Raw genomic sequence first — 16,360 nt, 5'->3', positions numbered from 1 at the left:
GGGCGCGGGGAGAAACGCAAAACATGCCAACAATCAAAGACGTCGCACGCAAAGCCGGTGTGTCCGTTGGTACTGTCTCCCGCGTTCTGTCCAAAAACGAGTCGGTCAAGCAGCCCCTGAAGGAGCGTGTGCTCGCGGCTATGAAGGAGCTGGACTACAAGCCCAACCTGGCTGCCAGGGCTTTGCGTACCAACAGCATCGACGTGATCGGCCTCGTGGTGCCGGATATCACCAACCCTTTCTTTTCCCAGCTCGCCAAGAATATCGAAATGGAAGCCGCCAAGCGGGGTCACTCCGTGATGCTCGCAAATTCCCATGACGACGCGGAAGCCGAACAGACCCAGATCGCGGCATTGCTGGACAGGGCCGTGTGCGGGGTCATCGTGGTGGCAACCTCCGACGGTGGCCAGACACACAAGGCCGACGTGCCGATCGTTTCGCTCGACCGCCGTTTCGGTCCCTATCCGCTGGTCGCCACTGACCATTTCGACGGCTCGGCGAAAATCGCCGATCACCTCGTCGGCCTCGGCCATCGCCGCATCGCCTATATCGCCGGCCCGCAATCCATGGAAGTGGCCCGCCAGCGGCGGGAGGGCTTTGTTGCCCGGATCAAGGCCCTGTCAACGCCGGAAGATCCGATCATGCTTACTGTCCACGAAGGTCATTTCGATTACGACAGCGGCGAAGACATCGGCCGGTCAATCCTGAAAGACGCTTCCGAGGAGACCCGCCCGACAGCCATCGCCGCCGCAAGTGACCAGCAGGCCATCGGCGTCCTGCGCTGCGCCCGCGATCTGAAGATCGCCATTCCGGCGGATCTTTCCGTCACCGGCTTCGATGATATTGCACTGGCAGCTCTCGTGGTCCCGCGTCTCACCACCTTGCGTCAGCCCATTGAACAGCTGGCCGGGTCCGCGGTTGAAAGGATCTTTGCCGGGGAGGCTGCGGCCGACGAAGCGATTGCCGGGGAGATCGTGGTGCGGGAATCGACTGGCAATATCCCGAATCCCTGAGACGCATTGAACGGTTCCGTACCTGTATCCAGCCTGACATAAAAGACGATTTGCAGATCGATACCGTCATTTATTTCAAGCTTGAAATTTTAGGCTTGAAATAAATATCTCCCTGTGGTTCGCTGAGCATACCACAGCAGGGGAGGTTCGTATGCGGATTGCTTGTCTGGGCGGGGGACCTGCCGGTCTCTATTTCGCCATCTCGATGAAACTGCGAGACCCATCCCACGAGATCGACGTGATCGAGCGCAACCGCGCCGACGATACGTTCGGCTGGGGCGTGGTGCTCTCCGATGAGACCCTTCAGAACCTTGCGGTGAACGACGCCGTCAGCGCCAAGGCCATCGGCGAGAATTTCGCTTATTGGGACGACATTGCCCTTCATATGCGTGGAGAGCGTCTCGTCTCCACCGGGCATGGTTTCTGCGGCATCGGTCGCATGAAATTGCTGCTGCTCCTTCAGGAGCGCGCCCGCGAACTCGGCATCAACCTGAAGTTCGAAACCGAAGTCGACAGCGCCGAGGATTATCGCAAGGACTACGATCTCGTAGTGGCCAGCGACGGTCTGAATTCCAAGACCCGCACGCTCTATCAGGACACGTTCAAACCCGACATCGATCAGCGCCTGTGCCAGTTCGTCTGGCTCGGCACGCATCAGAAATTTGCCGATGCCTTCACCTTCATCTTCGAGGAAACCGAACACGGCTGGGTCTGGGCGCACGCCTACCAGTTCGACGATGAAACGGCGACCTTCATCGTGGAGTGCACGCAGGAAACCTTTGACGCTTTCGGCTTTGGCGAAATGAGCCAGGAAGACAGCATCCGGACCTGCGAGGAAATCTTCAAGGATCACCTTGGCGGCTATCCGCTGATGACCAACGCCAAGCATATCCGGGGCTCTGCCTGGATCCGCTTCCCGCGTGTCTTGTGCGAGAAGTGGAGCCACGAGAATGTGGTTCTGCTCGGCGATGCTGCCGCAACGGCGCATTTTTCCATCGGTTCCGGCACCAAGCTTGCCTTTGAATCGGCAATTGCGCTCGCGGAATACCTGCACACCGAAGCGGATATGGCCGCTGCTTTCAAGCGCTACGAGGAAGACCGGCGCCTGGAGGTGCTGCGTCTGCAGTCGGCAGCACGCAACTCGCTGGAATGGTTCGAACACGTCGAGCGTTATCTCCATCTCGATCCGGTCCAGTTCAACTATTCCATGCTGACCCGTTCCCAGCGCATAAGTCACGAGAACCTGCGTCTGCGGGATCCGAAATGGCTGGAATCTGCCGAGCGCTGGTTCATGAACCAGGCCGGCGTTTCCCCGAATTCTCCCGTGCGCGCACCCATGTTCACGCCGTTCAAACTGCGCGAGATGGAGTTGAAGAACCGCATCGTTGTCTCGCCGATGGCGCAGTACAAGGCCGTTGATGGTTCGCCGACCGACTGGCACATGGTCCATTACGCCGAGCGTGCCAAGGGCGGGGCAGGTCTCGTCTTTGTCGAGATGACTTGCGTCAGTGCCGAGGGTCGGATCACGCCAGGCTGTCCGGGGCTCTATGCGCCTGAACACGAGGCGGCCTGGAAACGGTTGACCGATTTCGTGCATGCCGAAACCGATGCCAAGATCTGCTGCCAGATCGGCCATTCCGGCCGTAAGGGGTCCACGCGGATCGGCTGGGAAGGCATGGACAAGCCGCTTCACGACGGCAACTGGGAACTTGTTTCCGCGTCCGCAATCCCCTGGTCCGACGGCAATGCCGTGCCGCGCGAGATCACACTTGCCGAGATGGACGCGATCAAGGCGGAGTTCGTTGCCGCAGCCGAAATGGCTGAGCGCGCCGGCTTCGACATGATCGAGCTTCATGCGGCTCACGGCTACCTGCTGTCGTCTTTCATTTCGCCGGTGTCCAACGCACGGACGGACGAATACGGCGGGTCATTGGATAACCGCATGCGCTGGCCGCTGGAGGTCTTCAACGCCATGCGCGTTGTCTGGCCTGATCACAAGCCGATGTCTGTTCGAATTTCTGCCTGCGACTGGGTGGGCGAGGAAGGCATCACGCCGAACGACGCGGTCGAGATAGCTCGCCGCTTCCGTGATGCCGGCGTAGATCTGGTCGACGTCTCCGCAGGTCAGACAACCCCGAAGGCGCGTCCGGTCTATGGCCGCATGTTCCAGACGCCGTTCTCAGACCGTATCCGCAACGAGGGCGGGCTGCCGACCATGGCTGTCGGCAACATCTACGAGGCAGACCACGCCAACTCGATCCTTATGGCAGGCCGGGCGGATCTTGTTGCTGTCGGCCGTCCGCATCTGGCGGATCCGTATTGGACGCTGCATGAAGCTGCCAAGATCGGTGACCGGAACGCCACCGACTGGCCGTTGCCATATCTCGCGGGCCGCGACCAGATGTGGCGTCTGGCCGATCGGGAAGCGGAGATGTTGAAGGTATGAGTGTCGCTTGCCGCCATATCCTTGTTACCGGTGGCGGCAGTGGCGTCGGTGCCGCCTGTGCCCACCTCTTCGCTGAAAAAGGCGCAAAGGTCACCATTCTCGGCAGGACGGAAGCAAGCCTTGCCGAACAGAAGCTGCCGTACCAGGTATGTGATGTAACCGATGCGCAGGCCGTCCAGGCAGCCGTTGCTGCCGCCCGGACGGTCAATGGTCCGGTTGATGTCGTGGTCGCCAACGCAGGGGCTGCCAGCAGCAAACCCTTTACCCGCACCACGGCGGAAGACTTTCAGGCCATGCTGGCGGTCAATCTCTTCGGCGTGTCGAATGTCTGGCAGGCTGTCCTGCCGGACATGAAGGCGAGCGGCTGGGGCAGGATGATCGCGATAGCCTCCACCGCCGGGCTGCGTGGCTATCCCTATGTAAGCGCTTATAGCGCCGCCAAACATGCCGTCGTCGGGCTGACGCGCTCGCTGGCGCGGGAACTGGCCAGAACCGGCATCACCGTCAATGCGATTTGCCCCGGCTTCATCGAGACACCGATGCTGCATCGCTCTATCGACACGATTGTCGAAAAGACCGGCATGAGCCGCGAAGCCGCGGCTGACAGCCTGAAAGCGGACAATCCACAGGGACGCTTCATCCAGGTGTCGGAAGTGGCCGAAGCTGCGCTCTATTTGTGTTCTGATGGCGCGGTGTCCATCAACGGTCACGCGCTGACACTTTCGGGAGGAGAGCTGTGATGGCGGAAACCGCAGCAAAACAGGAAGCCCTGTCCAAGACGCGTTTGCGCCTGTGGCTGAAGCTGTTGAAATCCGTCAATGGCATCGAAGCCGAGATCCGCCGGAACCTGCGTGACCAGCATGGCACGACCCTGCCGCGGTTCGACGTCATGTCGGCGCTCGCCCGATTTCCCGACGGATTGAAAATGTCGGAATTGTCCACGTTCCTGAAGGTGTCGAACGGCAATGTCACCGGCATTATCGACAAGCTGACCGAGGAAGGTCTGGCCCTGCGTGTCGCCGTTCCTGGTGACCGGCGAGCCCAGGTGGCCCGGTTGACGCCGAAGGGCAAAGCCGCCTTCGAGGAACTTGCAACCCATCACGAAACCTGGATCGACGAACTGCTGGACGGCTGGTCGGCGGAAGATATCGCGGCGCTTTCGAGCCGCCTCGATCTGGTCCTGAAACGTCAAAGCCAAGAGGAGAGCGGCAATGCGAAGTGACGTGACGCATTTCAAGTGTGAGATCGCGAACGGCATTGCGCGGATCGCGCTCGACCGCCCTGAACGCAAGAACCCGCTGACGTTCGAAAGCTACGCCGAGCTGCGCGACTGGTTCAGGGATCTCGTTTATTCGGACGATGTCCATGCAGTGGTGATCCTGCCGAACGGCGGCAACTTCAGCTCCGGTGGCGACGTGCATGATATCATCGGTCCGCTGACGAAGATGAACATGAAGGAGCTTCTGGCCTTCACCCGCATGACCGGTGATCTGGTGAAAGCCATGCTCAACTGCGGCAAGCCGATCATATCCGCGGTCGACGGCATTTGCGCCGGTGCTGGTGCCATCATGGCCATGGCGTCCGATCTGCGCGTTGCGACACCGGAGGCCAAGGTTGCCTTCCTGTTCAACAAGGTCGGCCTTGCCGGCTGCGACATGGGGGCTTGCGCGATCCTGCCTCGTATCATCGGTCAGGGCCGTGCGGCGGAGCTGCTTTATCTCGGCCGTTCGATGAAGGCCGAGGAAGGTCATGCGTGGGGGTTCTTCAATGCGGTGGTTCCAGCTGCTGAACTGGAGGAAGCAGCCATGAACATGGCCGGCCGTATTGTTGCCGGACCGACCTTCTCCAACTCCATGACCAAGACCATGCTGGCGCAGGAGTGGTCCATGGGCCTGGATCAGGCCATCGAGGCGGAAGCCCAGGCGCAGGCGATCTGTATGCAGGGCAACGACTTCCGCCGGGCTTACGAAGCCTTCGTGAAAAAAGAAAAGCCGGTGTTCGAGGGCGACTGATGTCGGATAAATCTTTCCTCCACTGGCCGTTCTTCGAAGAAAAGCACTGGCGTATCGCTGAAGAACTGGAGATCTGGGCAGGATCGCATCTGGCTAATGTTGACCATTCGGACACGGACGCAGCCTGCCGTCATCTGGTGACAGCGCTCGGCGATGCAGGCTTCCTGCAGCACAGCGGTGCCCCGGACGGCAAGCTGGATGTGCGCAGCCTCTGCCTCATTCGCGAAACGCTGGCCCGTCATGACGGCCTGGCGGATTTTGCCTTTGCCATGCAAGGCCTCGGAACCGGTGCAATTTCCCTGTTCGGAACGGACGAGCAGAAAGCCGAGTGGCTTCCGCAGACGCGCACCGGCAAGGCGATCTCCGCCTTCGCGTTGACCGAACCTCAGTCCGGTTCCGACGTTGCCAATTCGACCATGACCGCCACCGACGATGGTGATGCCTATGTGCTCGACGGCGAAAAGACCTGGATTTCCAACGGTGGTATCGCCGACGTCTACACGCTTTTTGCAAGAACCGGCGAAGCACCCGGCGCAAAGGGTTTGTCGGCCTTCATCGTGACGCCTGACCTTGAAGGTTTCGAGGTTGTCGAACGCCTGGAAACAATTGCGCCCCATCCGCTTGCCACACTGCGTTTCACCGGCTGCCGCATTCCGAAAAAGAACATGATCGGCACGCCGGGCGGAGGGTTCAGGATTGCGATGTCTGTCCTGGACATTTTCCGCTCGACCGTCGCCGCCGCCGCCCTGGGCTTTGCCCGCCGGGCGCTGGATGAAGCGCTTTCACGGGTGACGACACGCGAAATCCAGGGCTCGCCGCTGTTCGACCTGCAGCTGGTGCAGGGGCATATCGCGGACATGGCGCTGGATGTCGATGCCGCAGCCCTGCTGATTTACCGTGCCGCCTGGACCAAGGACAGCGGCGCCCCCCGCGTGACGCGGGAAGCCGCCATGGCAAAACTCTTTGCCACCGACCACGCACAGAAGGTCATCGACAAGGCCGTGCAGCTTCACGGTGGCGATGGTGTTCGCTCGGGCATGCAGGTCGAAAAGCTCTATCGTGAAATCCGTGCCTTGCGCATCTACGAGGGTGCGTCGGACGTTCAGAAGATCATCATCGCGCGCCAGACCCTTGGCGCCTTTCAGGGAGACTGATCCATGCTTGGTCCCTCCGCACACGTCGATACCTTTACCCGGGACAACCTGCCGCCGGAAGACAGCTGGCCCGATTTCCTGCTCGATGGGTTTCAGTATCCCGAACGTCTCAATGCAGGCGTTGAGCTTACCGACAGGATGGTGGAACAGGGACTGGGGGATCACACCGCCCTGATCGGGAATGGCCGCCGCCGAACCTACAAGGAACTTGCGGACTGGACCAACCGGCTGGCGCATGCACTCACCGAAGATCTTGGTGTGAAGCCGGGTAACCGGGTGCTTATCCGTTCCGCCAACAACCCGGCAATGGTCGCCTGCTGGCTCGCCGCAACCAAGGCCGGTGCCGTTGTCGTCAACACGATGCCCATGCTGCGCGCGGGCGAACTTTCCAAGATCGTCGACAAGGCGGAAATCGAGTTCGCACTGTGCGACACGCGTCTCATGGACGAGATGGTCGCCTGTGCCAAGACATCATCCTTCCTGAAGAAGGTGATTGGCTTCGACGGCACGTCAAACCATGACGCGGAGCTGGACCGGCTCGCGCTGGAAAAATCCGTGCTCTATGACGCTGTCCCGACCGGACGCGATGACGTCGCCCTGCTGGGCTTCACGTCCGGCTCCACTGGCACGCCCAAGGCCACGATGCACTTCCACCGGGATTTGCTGATCATTGCCGACGGCTATGCCAAGGAAGTTCTGGGTGTCACACCGGACGATGTCTTCGTCGGCTCACCACCCTTGGCCTTCACTTTCGGTCTTGGGGGGCTTGCAATCTTCCCACTGCGGTTCGGCGCAGCAGCCACGCTACTGGAAAGCGCGACGCCGCCGAACATGATCGAGATCATCGAGAAATATAAGGCGACCGTCTGCTTCACTGCACCGACCGCCTATCGCGTGATGCTGCAGGCCATGGAGGAGGGGGCTGACCTTTCCTCGCTGCGCGCCGCGGTCTCCGCCGGTGAAACTCTACCGGGTCCCGTTTATGACGCCTGGATGGCCAAGACCGGCAAGCCCATGCTGGACGGGATCGGCGCTACGGAGATGTTGCATATCTTCATTTCGAACCGCTTCGACGACCACAAGCCTGCCTGCACCGGAAAACCCGTTTCCGGATACGAAGTCAGGATCCTCGATCAGGACGGCAAGGACGTCGCTCCAGGTGAAGTGGGGCGTCTTGCAGTGCGCGGTCCCACCGGATGTCGCTATCTGGCGGACGATCGCCAGGGGCAATACGTGATCGATGGCTGGAACATCACCGGTGACAGCTTTTCCATGAGCGAGGACGGCCATCTGCACTTTGCCGCCCGCAATGACGACATGATCATCTCCGCCGGCTACAACATTGCAGGCCCGGAAGTGGAAGCGGCACTGCTTGCGCACCCTGCTGTCCAGGAATGTGCCGTCATCGGTGCGCCGGATGAGGAGCGCGGCTCCATCGTGCAGGCCCATGTGGTTCTTGCTGCTGGGCACGAAGCCTCAGACGACCTTTCCAAGGCATTGAAAGATCACGTTAAAGCGACGATCGCGCCTTACAAGTATCCACGCTCGATCATCTTTGCGGACGCCTTGCCGAAAACAGAAACCGGCAAGATCCAGCGCTTCCGGCTGCGTCCGGACGCCTGACCAGACCCTCGCGTGGGGCACGCGGGACACTAAAACGACAAGCCCCTTGCTGACCGTGCCGCAATAACGAAGTACGGCGGTCCAAACTAAAAAACCGAATGGGAATAGCAGGTCACAAGACCAAGAGGAGCAGCATATGAAATTTGTAACAATGGCGGCCGCAGCCGCTCTCGCACTCGGCCTTTCCAGCGCCAACGCGGAACCGGTGAAGGTCGGCATGATTACCACTCTGTCTGGTGGTGGTGCAGGCCTTGGCATCGATGTGCGCGATGGCTTCATGCTGGCTGTTAAACAGGCCGGCAACACGGATCTGGAAGTGGTGATCGAGGACGATCAGCAGAAGCCGGACATCGCCGTGCAGCTGGCCGACAAGATGATCCAGTCGGAAAAGGTGGACGTCCTGACCGGTATCATCTGGTCGAACCTCGCCATGGCCGTGGTGCCGTCAGCAACCGCGCAGGGCAAGTTCTACCTGTCGCCGAACGCAGGCCCGTCCGCACTGGCCGGCAAGGGCTGCCACCCGAACTATTTCAACGTCGCCTGGCAGAACGACAACCTGCATGAAGCTGCCGGCGCCTATGCCAATTTCGAAGGCTTGAAGAACAGCTTCCTGCTTGCGCCGAACTACCCGGCTGGCAAGGACGCGCTGACCGGCTACAAGCGCATGTACAAGGGCGAGTTCGCGGGCGAAATCTACACCAAGCTGGGTCAGACCGACTACGCGGCTGAAATCGCGCAGATCCGTGCTTCCGGTGCAGACAGTGTCTATTTCTTCCTGCCGGGCGGCATGGGGATCTCCTTCCTGAAGCAGTACAAGGACTCCGGTGTCGACCTGCCGGTCATCGGACCTGCTTTCTCCTTCGATCAGGGCATTCTGCAGGCCGTTGGCGATGCGGCGCTCGGTGTCAAGAACACCAGCCAGTGGAGCAAGGACATCGACTCCCCGGCCAACAAGGCCTTTGTTGAGAGCTTCCAGGCCGAGTACGGCCGCCTGCCGTCGCTTTACGCTTCGCAGGGCTTCGATACCGCCAATCTGCTGCTGTCGGCCATGGCCAAGGCGGACGTGAAGGATGCTGATGCGTTCCGCGCGGCGCTAGAAGAAGCTGATTTCGCTTCCACTCGTGGTGGCTTCAAGTTCGGTCCGAACCATCACCCGATCCAGGACATCTACGTCCGCGAAGTCATCAAGGAAGGTGACGTCTACACCAACAAGATCATCGGCAAGGCCTTGACCAGCCATGCGGATGCCTACTGGTCCGAGTGCAACATGTAAGGTATTGACCCAAAAGCCGGTGCGGGAAACCGCGCCGGCCAAAGGGGCGGGGTACTCATGTCACTGATATTGCTCATAGAGCAGGTTCTGAACGGCCTGCAATTCGGCATCATGCTGTTTCTGATGGCCGCCGGGCTGACCTTGATCTTCGGCGTCATGGGTTTGATCAACCTTGCCCATGGTTCGCTTTACATGATCGGGGCGTTCTGCGCGGCGGCTGTTGCGGCTGCAACCGGATCGTTTCTGCTGGGCCTCGTGGCGGCACTTGCCGGTGCTGCCATCGCGGGCGCCTTGGTCGAGTTGGTGGTCATCCGCCGGCTTTACGCCAAGGATCATCTGGATCAGGTGCTGGCGACATTTGCGCTAATCCTGATCTTCTCCGAAGGAACGCGCTGGATCTTCGGTTCCTTTCCGCTGTTTCTCGACGTGCCGGAATTCCTGTCCGGCCCGGTCACGTTGCCGGGCGGTATCGAATATCCTCTCTACCGGCTGACGCTGATAGCCGTCGGCCTTGCCGTTGCGCTCGGTCTCTGGATGCTGATTTCCAGAACGCGTCTCGGTGTGCAGATCAGGGCAGGGGAAAATGACCGCGAGATGATCGCGGCCCTCGGCATCGACATTGCACGGCTCTACACCATCGTGTTCGCGCTTGGCGCTGCTCTGGCAGGACTTGCGGGCGCCCTGGTCGGTGCCATCCAGTCGGTGCAGGTCGGCATGGGGGAACCGGTGTTGATCCTGGCTTTCGTCGTCATCGTCATCGGCGGCATCGGCTCCATCAAGGGGGCGCTTGTGGGCGCTATCCTGGTCGGATTGACCGATACGCTCGGCGGCATCTTCCTGCCGGAGATCCTGAAACTGTTCCTCGATCCGTCGACAGCCACGTCCGTCGGATCCTCGCTCGCCTCCATGGCGATCTATATCCTCATGGCTGCGGTGCTGATCCTGCGTCCTGCCGGTCTGTTCGGAGCGCGCGCATGATCCGGGAACGCTATCTCAATGCGCTGACGCTGGCGCTCTTCGTCGCGATCCCTTTTTGGGCGATCTCGGCGGATGAACCCTTCACCATCACCCTGATGACGCGTGCTGTCGTCTTTGCCATCGCCGCCGTTGGCCTCAACATTGCGCTCGGCCTTGGCGGGCTGGTCAGTCTCGGTCACGCGGTCTTCTTCGGCCTCGGCGGTTATGCCATGGGTATCCTCGCCTACCATGCCCAGAACTATACCGCGCTCACCGAGTGGCCATTCCTGATCGAAGGCACGAAGTCCATGCCGGTGATCTGGCTTGTGGCCGTCGTGGTGTCTTCCCTGGCTGCGCTGGTGATCGGGATCCTGTCCTTGAGAACGGCAGGGGTCTACTTCATCATGATCACGCTGGCCTTTGGCCAGATGTTCTTCTTCTTTGCCATTTCCTGGGCGGAATATGGCGGAGAGGACGGACTGTCGATCTATGTCCGCAACGGGTTTCCGGGGCTCAATACGCTGGACCCAATCCAGTTCTACGGGCTTTGCCTGGGGCTTTTGTGCCTTGTGCTGCTGTTTGCATGGCGGCTGTCGGGGTCTCCCTTTGGCCTTGCTCTCAATGCTGCCCGGCAGGTTCCCGTTCGTGTGGAGACCGCGGGACTGGACCCTGTGCGACTGAAGCTCGTTGCCTTCGTTGTGTCCGGCGCCATCACGGGTCTTGCGGGGGCGCTGTTTGCGGACCTCAACCGTTTCGTCAGTCCGACGATGTTCAGCTGGCAGACCAGTGGCGAGATCATGATCTTCATCATAATCGGTGGGGTCGGACGGCTTTTCGGGCCTGTGGTCGGCGCGCTGGTCTTTGTTGCGCTGGAGCACTGGCTCGGAGCCTTGAGCGACTTCTGGCACATCTACCTGGGGCTGTTGCTTCTGGTCATCGTGCTCTTCGGCAAGGGCGGTGTGATCGGCATGATTTGCGGACGGGAGGCTGTTCATGACTGATGCTGTCCTGCAAACAAACGGCATTTCCAAGAGCTTTGGTGCCTTGCGAGCCAGCCGTGACATCTCCATCGACCTGAAGCCTGGCGAGATCCACGCGATCATCGGTCCCAATGGTGCCGGCAAGTCCACCCTGATCGGGCAGATTTGCGGAACACTGCGGCCTGATGCCGGGTCGGTTCGCCTGCTGGGCAAGGACGTGACGCATCAGCCGACACGCGCCCGCGCGCGTGCCGGCCTCGGGCGTACCTTCCAGATCTCCTCGCTGGCCATGGAAGATACGGTTCTCCAGAACGTTCTGCTCGGGGCACTGGGCGCCAGCGGTCGGCCCTGGAGGTTCTTCTCCGACGTGACCAGGGAAACCTCCTTGCGTGAAACCGCCGAAGAAGCGCTCGCCCGTGTCGGCCTGTTGGACCAGGCTCGCATGCGCACGGCGGAGCTCAGTCACGGTCAGCGCCGTCAGCTGGAAGTGGCCGTTGCTCTGACGCAGAAACCAAAGGCGCTTGTCATGGATGAACCCATGGCAGGCATGGGCTCTGAAGGCTCGAAGCTGCTTACCGGTTTTCTCGATCAGCTCCGGCACGAAGCGCCGATCCTTCTCGTCGAACACGACATGGACGCGGTCTTCTCGTTGGCAGACCGTATCAGTGTGCTGGTGTACGGCGAGGTGATTGCCACCGGCACGGTCGATGAAATTCGGTCCAACGCCGCCGTCAAGGAAGCTTACCTGGGAGACGAAGCATGAGCAGTCTTCTGACACTGTCCAACGTGACGGCCTCCTATGGCGCCAGCCAGGCACTTTTCGGCGTGGATCTGGAAATCGGCGAGGGCGAAGTGCTGGCACTGCTCGGCCGCAACGGCATGGGCAAGTCGACCACAGTCAAATGCATTTGCCGGATGCTCTCCGCGCAAGGCTCGCTGACATTTGCCGGTCATGACCTTGCCCGCCTGCCGAGCCACAAGGCTGCCCGGTTGGGACTGGGCCTTGTTCCGGAAGGGCGTCGCTGTTTCAGCACCTTGAGCGTTCAGGAAAACCTGATCGCGGCGGCTCGGCGCGGCGACTGGACCTTCGAACGCGTCATCGGCATGTTTCCGCGGCTTGGTGAACGGCGCGGCCAGCGGGCGGGCTCGCTGTCGGGTGGCGAACAGCAGATGCTCGCCATTGGCCGAGCCCTGATGACCAACCCGAAGCTGCTGATCCTGGACGAAGCGACCGAAGGTCTGGCCCCTGTCATCCGCCAGGAAATCTGGGCCGTGATCCGTCAGTTGAAGGCGGAATCGGGGCTCTCGATCCTCGTCATCGACAAGTCGATCAAGGAACTGCGCCAGGTTTGCGACCGGGCGACTATCCTGGAGCGCGGCACATCCGTCTGGACTGGCGGTATTGATGCTCTGACCGACGACGTCACTGCCAAGTATATCGGAGTTTGAGTGATGTTCCGGTTCGAGCAACCCATCTTGTTCAAGCATTGCGATCCGGCGGGGATTGTCTTCTATCCCCGCTATTTCGAGATGATGAACGATTGTGTCGAAGCCTTTTTCGACAAGGTCGTCGAATGGCCGTTCAAGGACATTCACAAGGTGGGAGCCGTACCGACTGCGGAAATCCGTACGCGTTTCATGGCTCCGAGCAAACTGGGCGATCTTCTGGTGCTCGGCTTGAACGTGACCAAGGTTGGCCGGACCAGTTGTGGCATCGCAATCAGCGCGCAATGCGAAGGCGAGGCGCGTTTCCAGACCGAGCTGACCATCGTCAACGTGGACAGCAGCGGCAAACCGGAGCCATGGCCGGAACAGGTAAAACAACGATTTCTGGACCAGTTGGCACTCGCTTGAGCGCCGACCGGTTCAACAGGTAGGGAGCGATCAGCCTTGAGAGTTCAATCCAGTCGGATTGATTTTCAGCTGATCCGGAAGACAAGGAAAGTCAGGATCAATGACGGTCAAAAGCATTCAACCCGACGGCTGGGCCCCGGCAAAAGGCTATGCAAACGGCATGTTGACGGAGGGCAAGACGCTCCATATCGGCGGCCAGATCGGCTGGAACAAGGACCAGGTCTTTGAAACCAGTGACTTCGTCGGCCAGATGGAACAGACGCTCGCCAACATTGTGGCTATCGTCGAGGCCGCCGGTGGAGCCATGACCGATATCGCCCGCCTGACATGGTTCATTACGGACAAACGCGAATATCTTGCCCGGCAGAGAGAAGTCGGTGAAGCCTACCGCCGGGTGATGGGGCGGCATTTCCCGGCCATGTCGGTCGTCGTGGTGGCTGGCCTCATCGAGGACGATGCATTGATCGAAATCGAGGCAACCGCCCAGGTCGGCTGACCCTCAAAACAGTCCTGTTGGAACCATCAGCAGCCCGGCACCTCGTGCCGGGCTTTTGTTTACAGCCTCCGCGACAGGCCGTCTTCGGGACAATCTCCCACCTCGATTTCGTCCTCCCGGACGGAGCGCAGCGCAGATCCTGGAACGGGGAAGCTGAGGCCTGTCGATAGGAGGCGGGCCACCGCCGTCGCCAGCGGCTCCCCGATCCCGGCTCGCGCGTTGCTTGGCCGGGATGACGGCGGTGAGTTTGATAGTTGTGAGAAGCGGTGGGGCAGCTCAGCTGGCTGCCCTTTGGATAATCTCCCACCTAGATTTCGTCTTCCCGGACGGAGCGCAGCGCAGATCCGGGACCGGGGAACCGGGGCCAGTCGATAGGGCAGGAGGACTTGCCGCCGCTGCCAGCGGCTCTCCGATCCCGGCTCGCGCGTTGCTTGGCCGGGATGACGATGGTGAGGGTGATTGTGGTGAGAGGCGTGGAGCTGCGGTGGCTGGTGTTCTTCGCGAGAGTGTGAAATTCACTCAATAAAACAATTGTTTAAACGGGATAGCGCTTTGCCTGAAAATTATGTCAGACAAAGTGTTTACAATGTCAGACAAAGTGGTAACGTGAGATGGCAAACAAAGAAGGTCGACATCTGTCCATGCCGGAAAATGCACAACAGCCGAAACCGGAAACGGGGTCTGCAGCAGCGAGTGAGCCGCGGGATGTGCCGCGAGCCCTGATCAGCCTCATCGAGCAGGAAGGCCTCAAGATCGGGGATCGTCTGCCGCCGGAACTGGAGCTTGTGCGCCGTCTCGGCTTTGGCAGGTCGACCATTCGCGAGACGCTCAAGACCTGGGAAAGCATGGGCGTCGTCAGCCGCAACAAAGGAGCCGGCACAAGGCTCATCGCGGAAATATCAACCAATACACTGCGCGTGGCCCTCACCATCAAACATGAAGCCGAGAGCCTGTTGCGAATGCAGCAGGTTCGACGGCCTCTGGAAATCGAGTCGGTGCGCATCGCAACGAGATCCGCAACGCCGGAACAGCGCCGCATCATCAATGCCCGGGCGGCGGAACTGATGGCTGTGTTCGAAGCCGGTGAAGACTGGCGCCCGGCCGACCATCGGTTTCACAACGCCGTTCACGATGCGACCGGCAATCCCCTGTTCAGGCAGTTCATCGAACAGATCCAGAAAGCCTTTCACGACATTTACGAAACACCGTTCGGCAAGCCGCATCTCGGCCAGGACACCATCCCGCTGCACCGCCCGCTTGCCGACGCGATCATCGCCGGTGACGAGGACAAGGCAGCGGAACTGACCGAGATGATCATCGATATGGTCTGTGCCGAAACCCAGAAAATTTCAGAGGAACACGATGGCTGACGCTGTGCCGGGTGGATATTCGATCGAGACGCTGCTGGCGGCTGCTGCCGAGACAGGAGGCGCTGTGGCGCCGCCGATCGTGCAGACGTCTCTCTTCACCTTCGACAACTACAAGGCCTTCGAAGACCGGATGGCGGGCCGCTCCAACGAGCCGCTCTATACACGGGTTCAGAACCCCACTGTGGCTGCCTTTGAAAAGCTGATGGCCCAGGCGGAAGAGGGCGAAGCTGCTGTCGGTTTTGCGTCCGGCATGGCAGCGGTCTCCTCCACCGTTCTTGCCTTCGTCAAGCCGGGTGACCGCATTGCCTGCATCGAACATGTCTATCCGGATGCCTATCGCCTGTTCGAGCGTATGCTGCGCCCGTTTGGCGTCGGGGTTACCTATCATTCAATTGAGGAGTTCCAGTCGGATCCGGATCTGCTCAAGGGCGTGAAGCTCGCCTATCTGGAAAGCCCGACCTCAGTCGTCTTCAAGACGCTGGATCTCGGACTTGTCGCCTCACATGCGAAAAAGCACGGCACGATCACCGTAATCGACAACTCCTGGGCAACACCGCTTTTCCAGCGTCCACTGACCCTCGGCATCGACATCGTTCTGCATTCTGCCTCCAAGTACCTGTCCGGCCATTCCGATACGGTTGCCGGCGTGGTGGTGGCTCGCCAGGACCTGATCGACCGGATCCGGGACCTGACCCTGCCGCTGCTCGGCGGCAAGCTTGCGCCATTCGAGGCTTTTCTGCTGACCCGGGGACTGCGCACCCTCGGCCCGCGCATGCGCCAGCATCAGGCGACCGCGAACCTGTTTGTTGACCGGCTGGCGAGCCACCCGCATGTCAGCGCTGTGCATTCGCCCGGTCCGAACATCGTGCCCGGTCTGACCGGCCGCTCGGGCCTGTTGTCCGTCGCGCTGAACGACAACGTCGACATCCCGAACCTTGCCGACAGTCTGAAGCTGTTCCGCCTTGGTGTCAGCTGGGGTGGTTTCGAAAGCCTGATCCTGCCGACACGCATCGGCCTCAACCAGGCGGGCGAGCAGAATTCAATGCAACGCTTTGGCGTGTCCGACCGGATCGTACGCCTCAGCCTGGGGTTGGAAGACCCCAACGATCTTTGGGCCGACTTCGAGGCGGCCCTGAGCAAAAGCGCCCGGACATAAGACGGCGCAATTCAAACCAAACCTGA

16 protein-coding genes are annotated in these 16,360 nt (G+C 60.5%); all 16 read left to right on the top strand.

What is annotated here, in order from left to right; translation table 11 throughout:
- Positions 1-23: 23 nt before the first annotated feature.
- The 16 genes from HEP89_RS26090 (at position 24) to HEP89_RS26015 (ending at position 16,334) form a co-directional block, all read left to right on the top strand.
- Positions 24-1,013 (top strand): LacI family DNA-binding transcriptional regulator, encoded by a 990-nt coding sequence (locus HEP89_RS26090; RefSeq protein WP_168693383.1) that lies wholly within the window; start codon positions 24-26, stop codon positions 1,011-1,013.
- A gap of 151 nt (positions 1,014-1,164) precedes the next feature.
- Positions 1,165-3,459 (top strand): bifunctional salicylyl-CoA 5-hydroxylase/oxidoreductase, encoded by a 2,295-nt coding sequence (locus HEP89_RS26085; RefSeq protein WP_168693381.1) that lies wholly within the window; start codon positions 1,165-1,167, stop codon positions 3,457-3,459.
- Positions 3,456-4,199 carry an SDR family oxidoreductase gene (locus tag HEP89_RS26080; protein WP_168693380.1) on the top strand — a complete coding sequence of 248 codons (744 nt, stop codon included), beginning with the start codon at positions 3,456-3,458 and terminating at the stop codon, positions 4,197-4,199. Before HEP89_RS26085 ends, HEP89_RS26080 begins: the two co-directional genes overlap by 4 nt.
- Positions 4,199-4,681 carry a MarR family transcriptional regulator gene (locus HEP89_RS26075; protein ID WP_168693378.1) on the top strand — a complete coding sequence of 161 codons (483 nt, stop codon included), beginning with the start codon at positions 4,199-4,201 and terminating at the stop codon, positions 4,679-4,681. The genes HEP89_RS26080 and HEP89_RS26075 overlap by 1 nt, the downstream gene beginning before the upstream one ends.
- Positions 4,671-5,471, top strand: a complete 801-nt coding sequence (locus HEP89_RS26070) for an enoyl-CoA hydratase family protein (RefSeq protein ID WP_168693377.1) — start codon at positions 4,671-4,673, stop codon at positions 5,469-5,471. Before HEP89_RS26075 ends, HEP89_RS26070 begins: the two co-directional genes overlap by 11 nt.
- On the top strand, positions 5,471-6,625 hold the full coding sequence (locus tag HEP89_RS26065) for an acyl-CoA dehydrogenase family protein (RefSeq protein ID WP_168693375.1): 1,155 nt from the start codon (positions 5,471-5,473) through the stop codon (positions 6,623-6,625). Before HEP89_RS26070 ends, HEP89_RS26065 begins: the two co-directional genes overlap by 1 nt.
- A gap of 3 nt (positions 6,626-6,628) precedes the next feature.
- Positions 6,629-8,248: an AMP-binding protein gene (locus tag HEP89_RS26060; RefSeq protein ID WP_022997656.1), complete on the top strand. Its 1,620-nt coding sequence runs from the start codon at positions 6,629-6,631 to the stop codon at positions 8,246-8,248.
- Between the two features lie 136 nt (positions 8,249-8,384).
- The gene (locus HEP89_RS26055; protein ID WP_055659142.1) at positions 8,385-9,521 is read left to right on the top strand and encodes an ABC transporter substrate-binding protein; all 1,137 of its coding nucleotides are present in this window, start codon (positions 8,385-8,387) and stop codon (positions 9,519-9,521) included.
- A gap of 57 nt (positions 9,522-9,578) precedes the next feature.
- Positions 9,579-10,499: a branched-chain amino acid ABC transporter permease gene (locus HEP89_RS26050; RefSeq protein WP_022997654.1), complete on the top strand. Its 921-nt coding sequence runs from the start codon at positions 9,579-9,581 to the stop codon at positions 10,497-10,499.
- The gene (locus HEP89_RS26045; RefSeq protein ID WP_168693374.1) at positions 10,496-11,479 is read left to right on the top strand and encodes a branched-chain amino acid ABC transporter permease; all 984 of its coding nucleotides are present in this window, start codon (positions 10,496-10,498) and stop codon (positions 11,477-11,479) included. Before HEP89_RS26050 ends, HEP89_RS26045 begins: the two co-directional genes overlap by 4 nt.
- On the top strand, positions 11,472-12,221 hold the full coding sequence (locus tag HEP89_RS26040; protein ID WP_168693373.1) for an ABC transporter ATP-binding protein: 750 nt from the start codon (positions 11,472-11,474) through the stop codon (positions 12,219-12,221). The genes HEP89_RS26045 and HEP89_RS26040 overlap by 8 nt, the downstream gene beginning before the upstream one ends.
- A complete protein-coding gene (locus tag HEP89_RS26035; protein WP_168693371.1) occupies positions 12,218-12,907 on the top strand; it encodes an ABC transporter ATP-binding protein in 690 nt (229 codons plus the stop codon). Before HEP89_RS26040 ends, HEP89_RS26035 begins: the two co-directional genes overlap by 4 nt.
- Before the next feature lie 3 nt (positions 12,908-12,910).
- Positions 12,911-13,312: a thioesterase family protein gene (locus HEP89_RS26030; protein WP_077290313.1), complete on the top strand. Its 402-nt coding sequence runs from the start codon at positions 12,911-12,913 to the stop codon at positions 13,310-13,312.
- A 100-nt stretch (positions 13,313-13,412) separates the two neighbouring features.
- Positions 13,413-13,808 (top strand): RidA family protein, encoded by a 396-nt coding sequence (locus HEP89_RS26025; RefSeq protein ID WP_168693369.1) that lies wholly within the window; start codon positions 13,413-13,415, stop codon positions 13,806-13,808.
- Positions 13,809-14,419: 611 nt separating this feature from the next.
- The gene (locus HEP89_RS26020) at positions 14,420-15,178 is read left to right on the top strand and encodes an FCD domain-containing protein (RefSeq protein WP_022997647.1); all 759 of its coding nucleotides are present in this window, start codon (positions 14,420-14,422) and stop codon (positions 15,176-15,178) included.
- Positions 15,171-16,334 (top strand): aminotransferase class I/II-fold pyridoxal phosphate-dependent enzyme, encoded by a 1,164-nt coding sequence (locus HEP89_RS26015; protein WP_022997646.1) that lies wholly within the window; start codon positions 15,171-15,173, stop codon positions 16,332-16,334. Before HEP89_RS26020 ends, HEP89_RS26015 begins: the two co-directional genes overlap by 8 nt.
- Positions 16,335-16,360: the final 26 nt, after the last annotated feature.

It is taken from the genome of Labrenzia sp. 5N, assembly GCF_012395805.1.
GTDB lineage: Bacteria > Pseudomonadota > Alphaproteobacteria > Rhizobiales > Stappiaceae > Roseibium > Roseibium algicola.
This window is presented reverse-complemented; position numbering and strand designations above follow the sequence as displayed.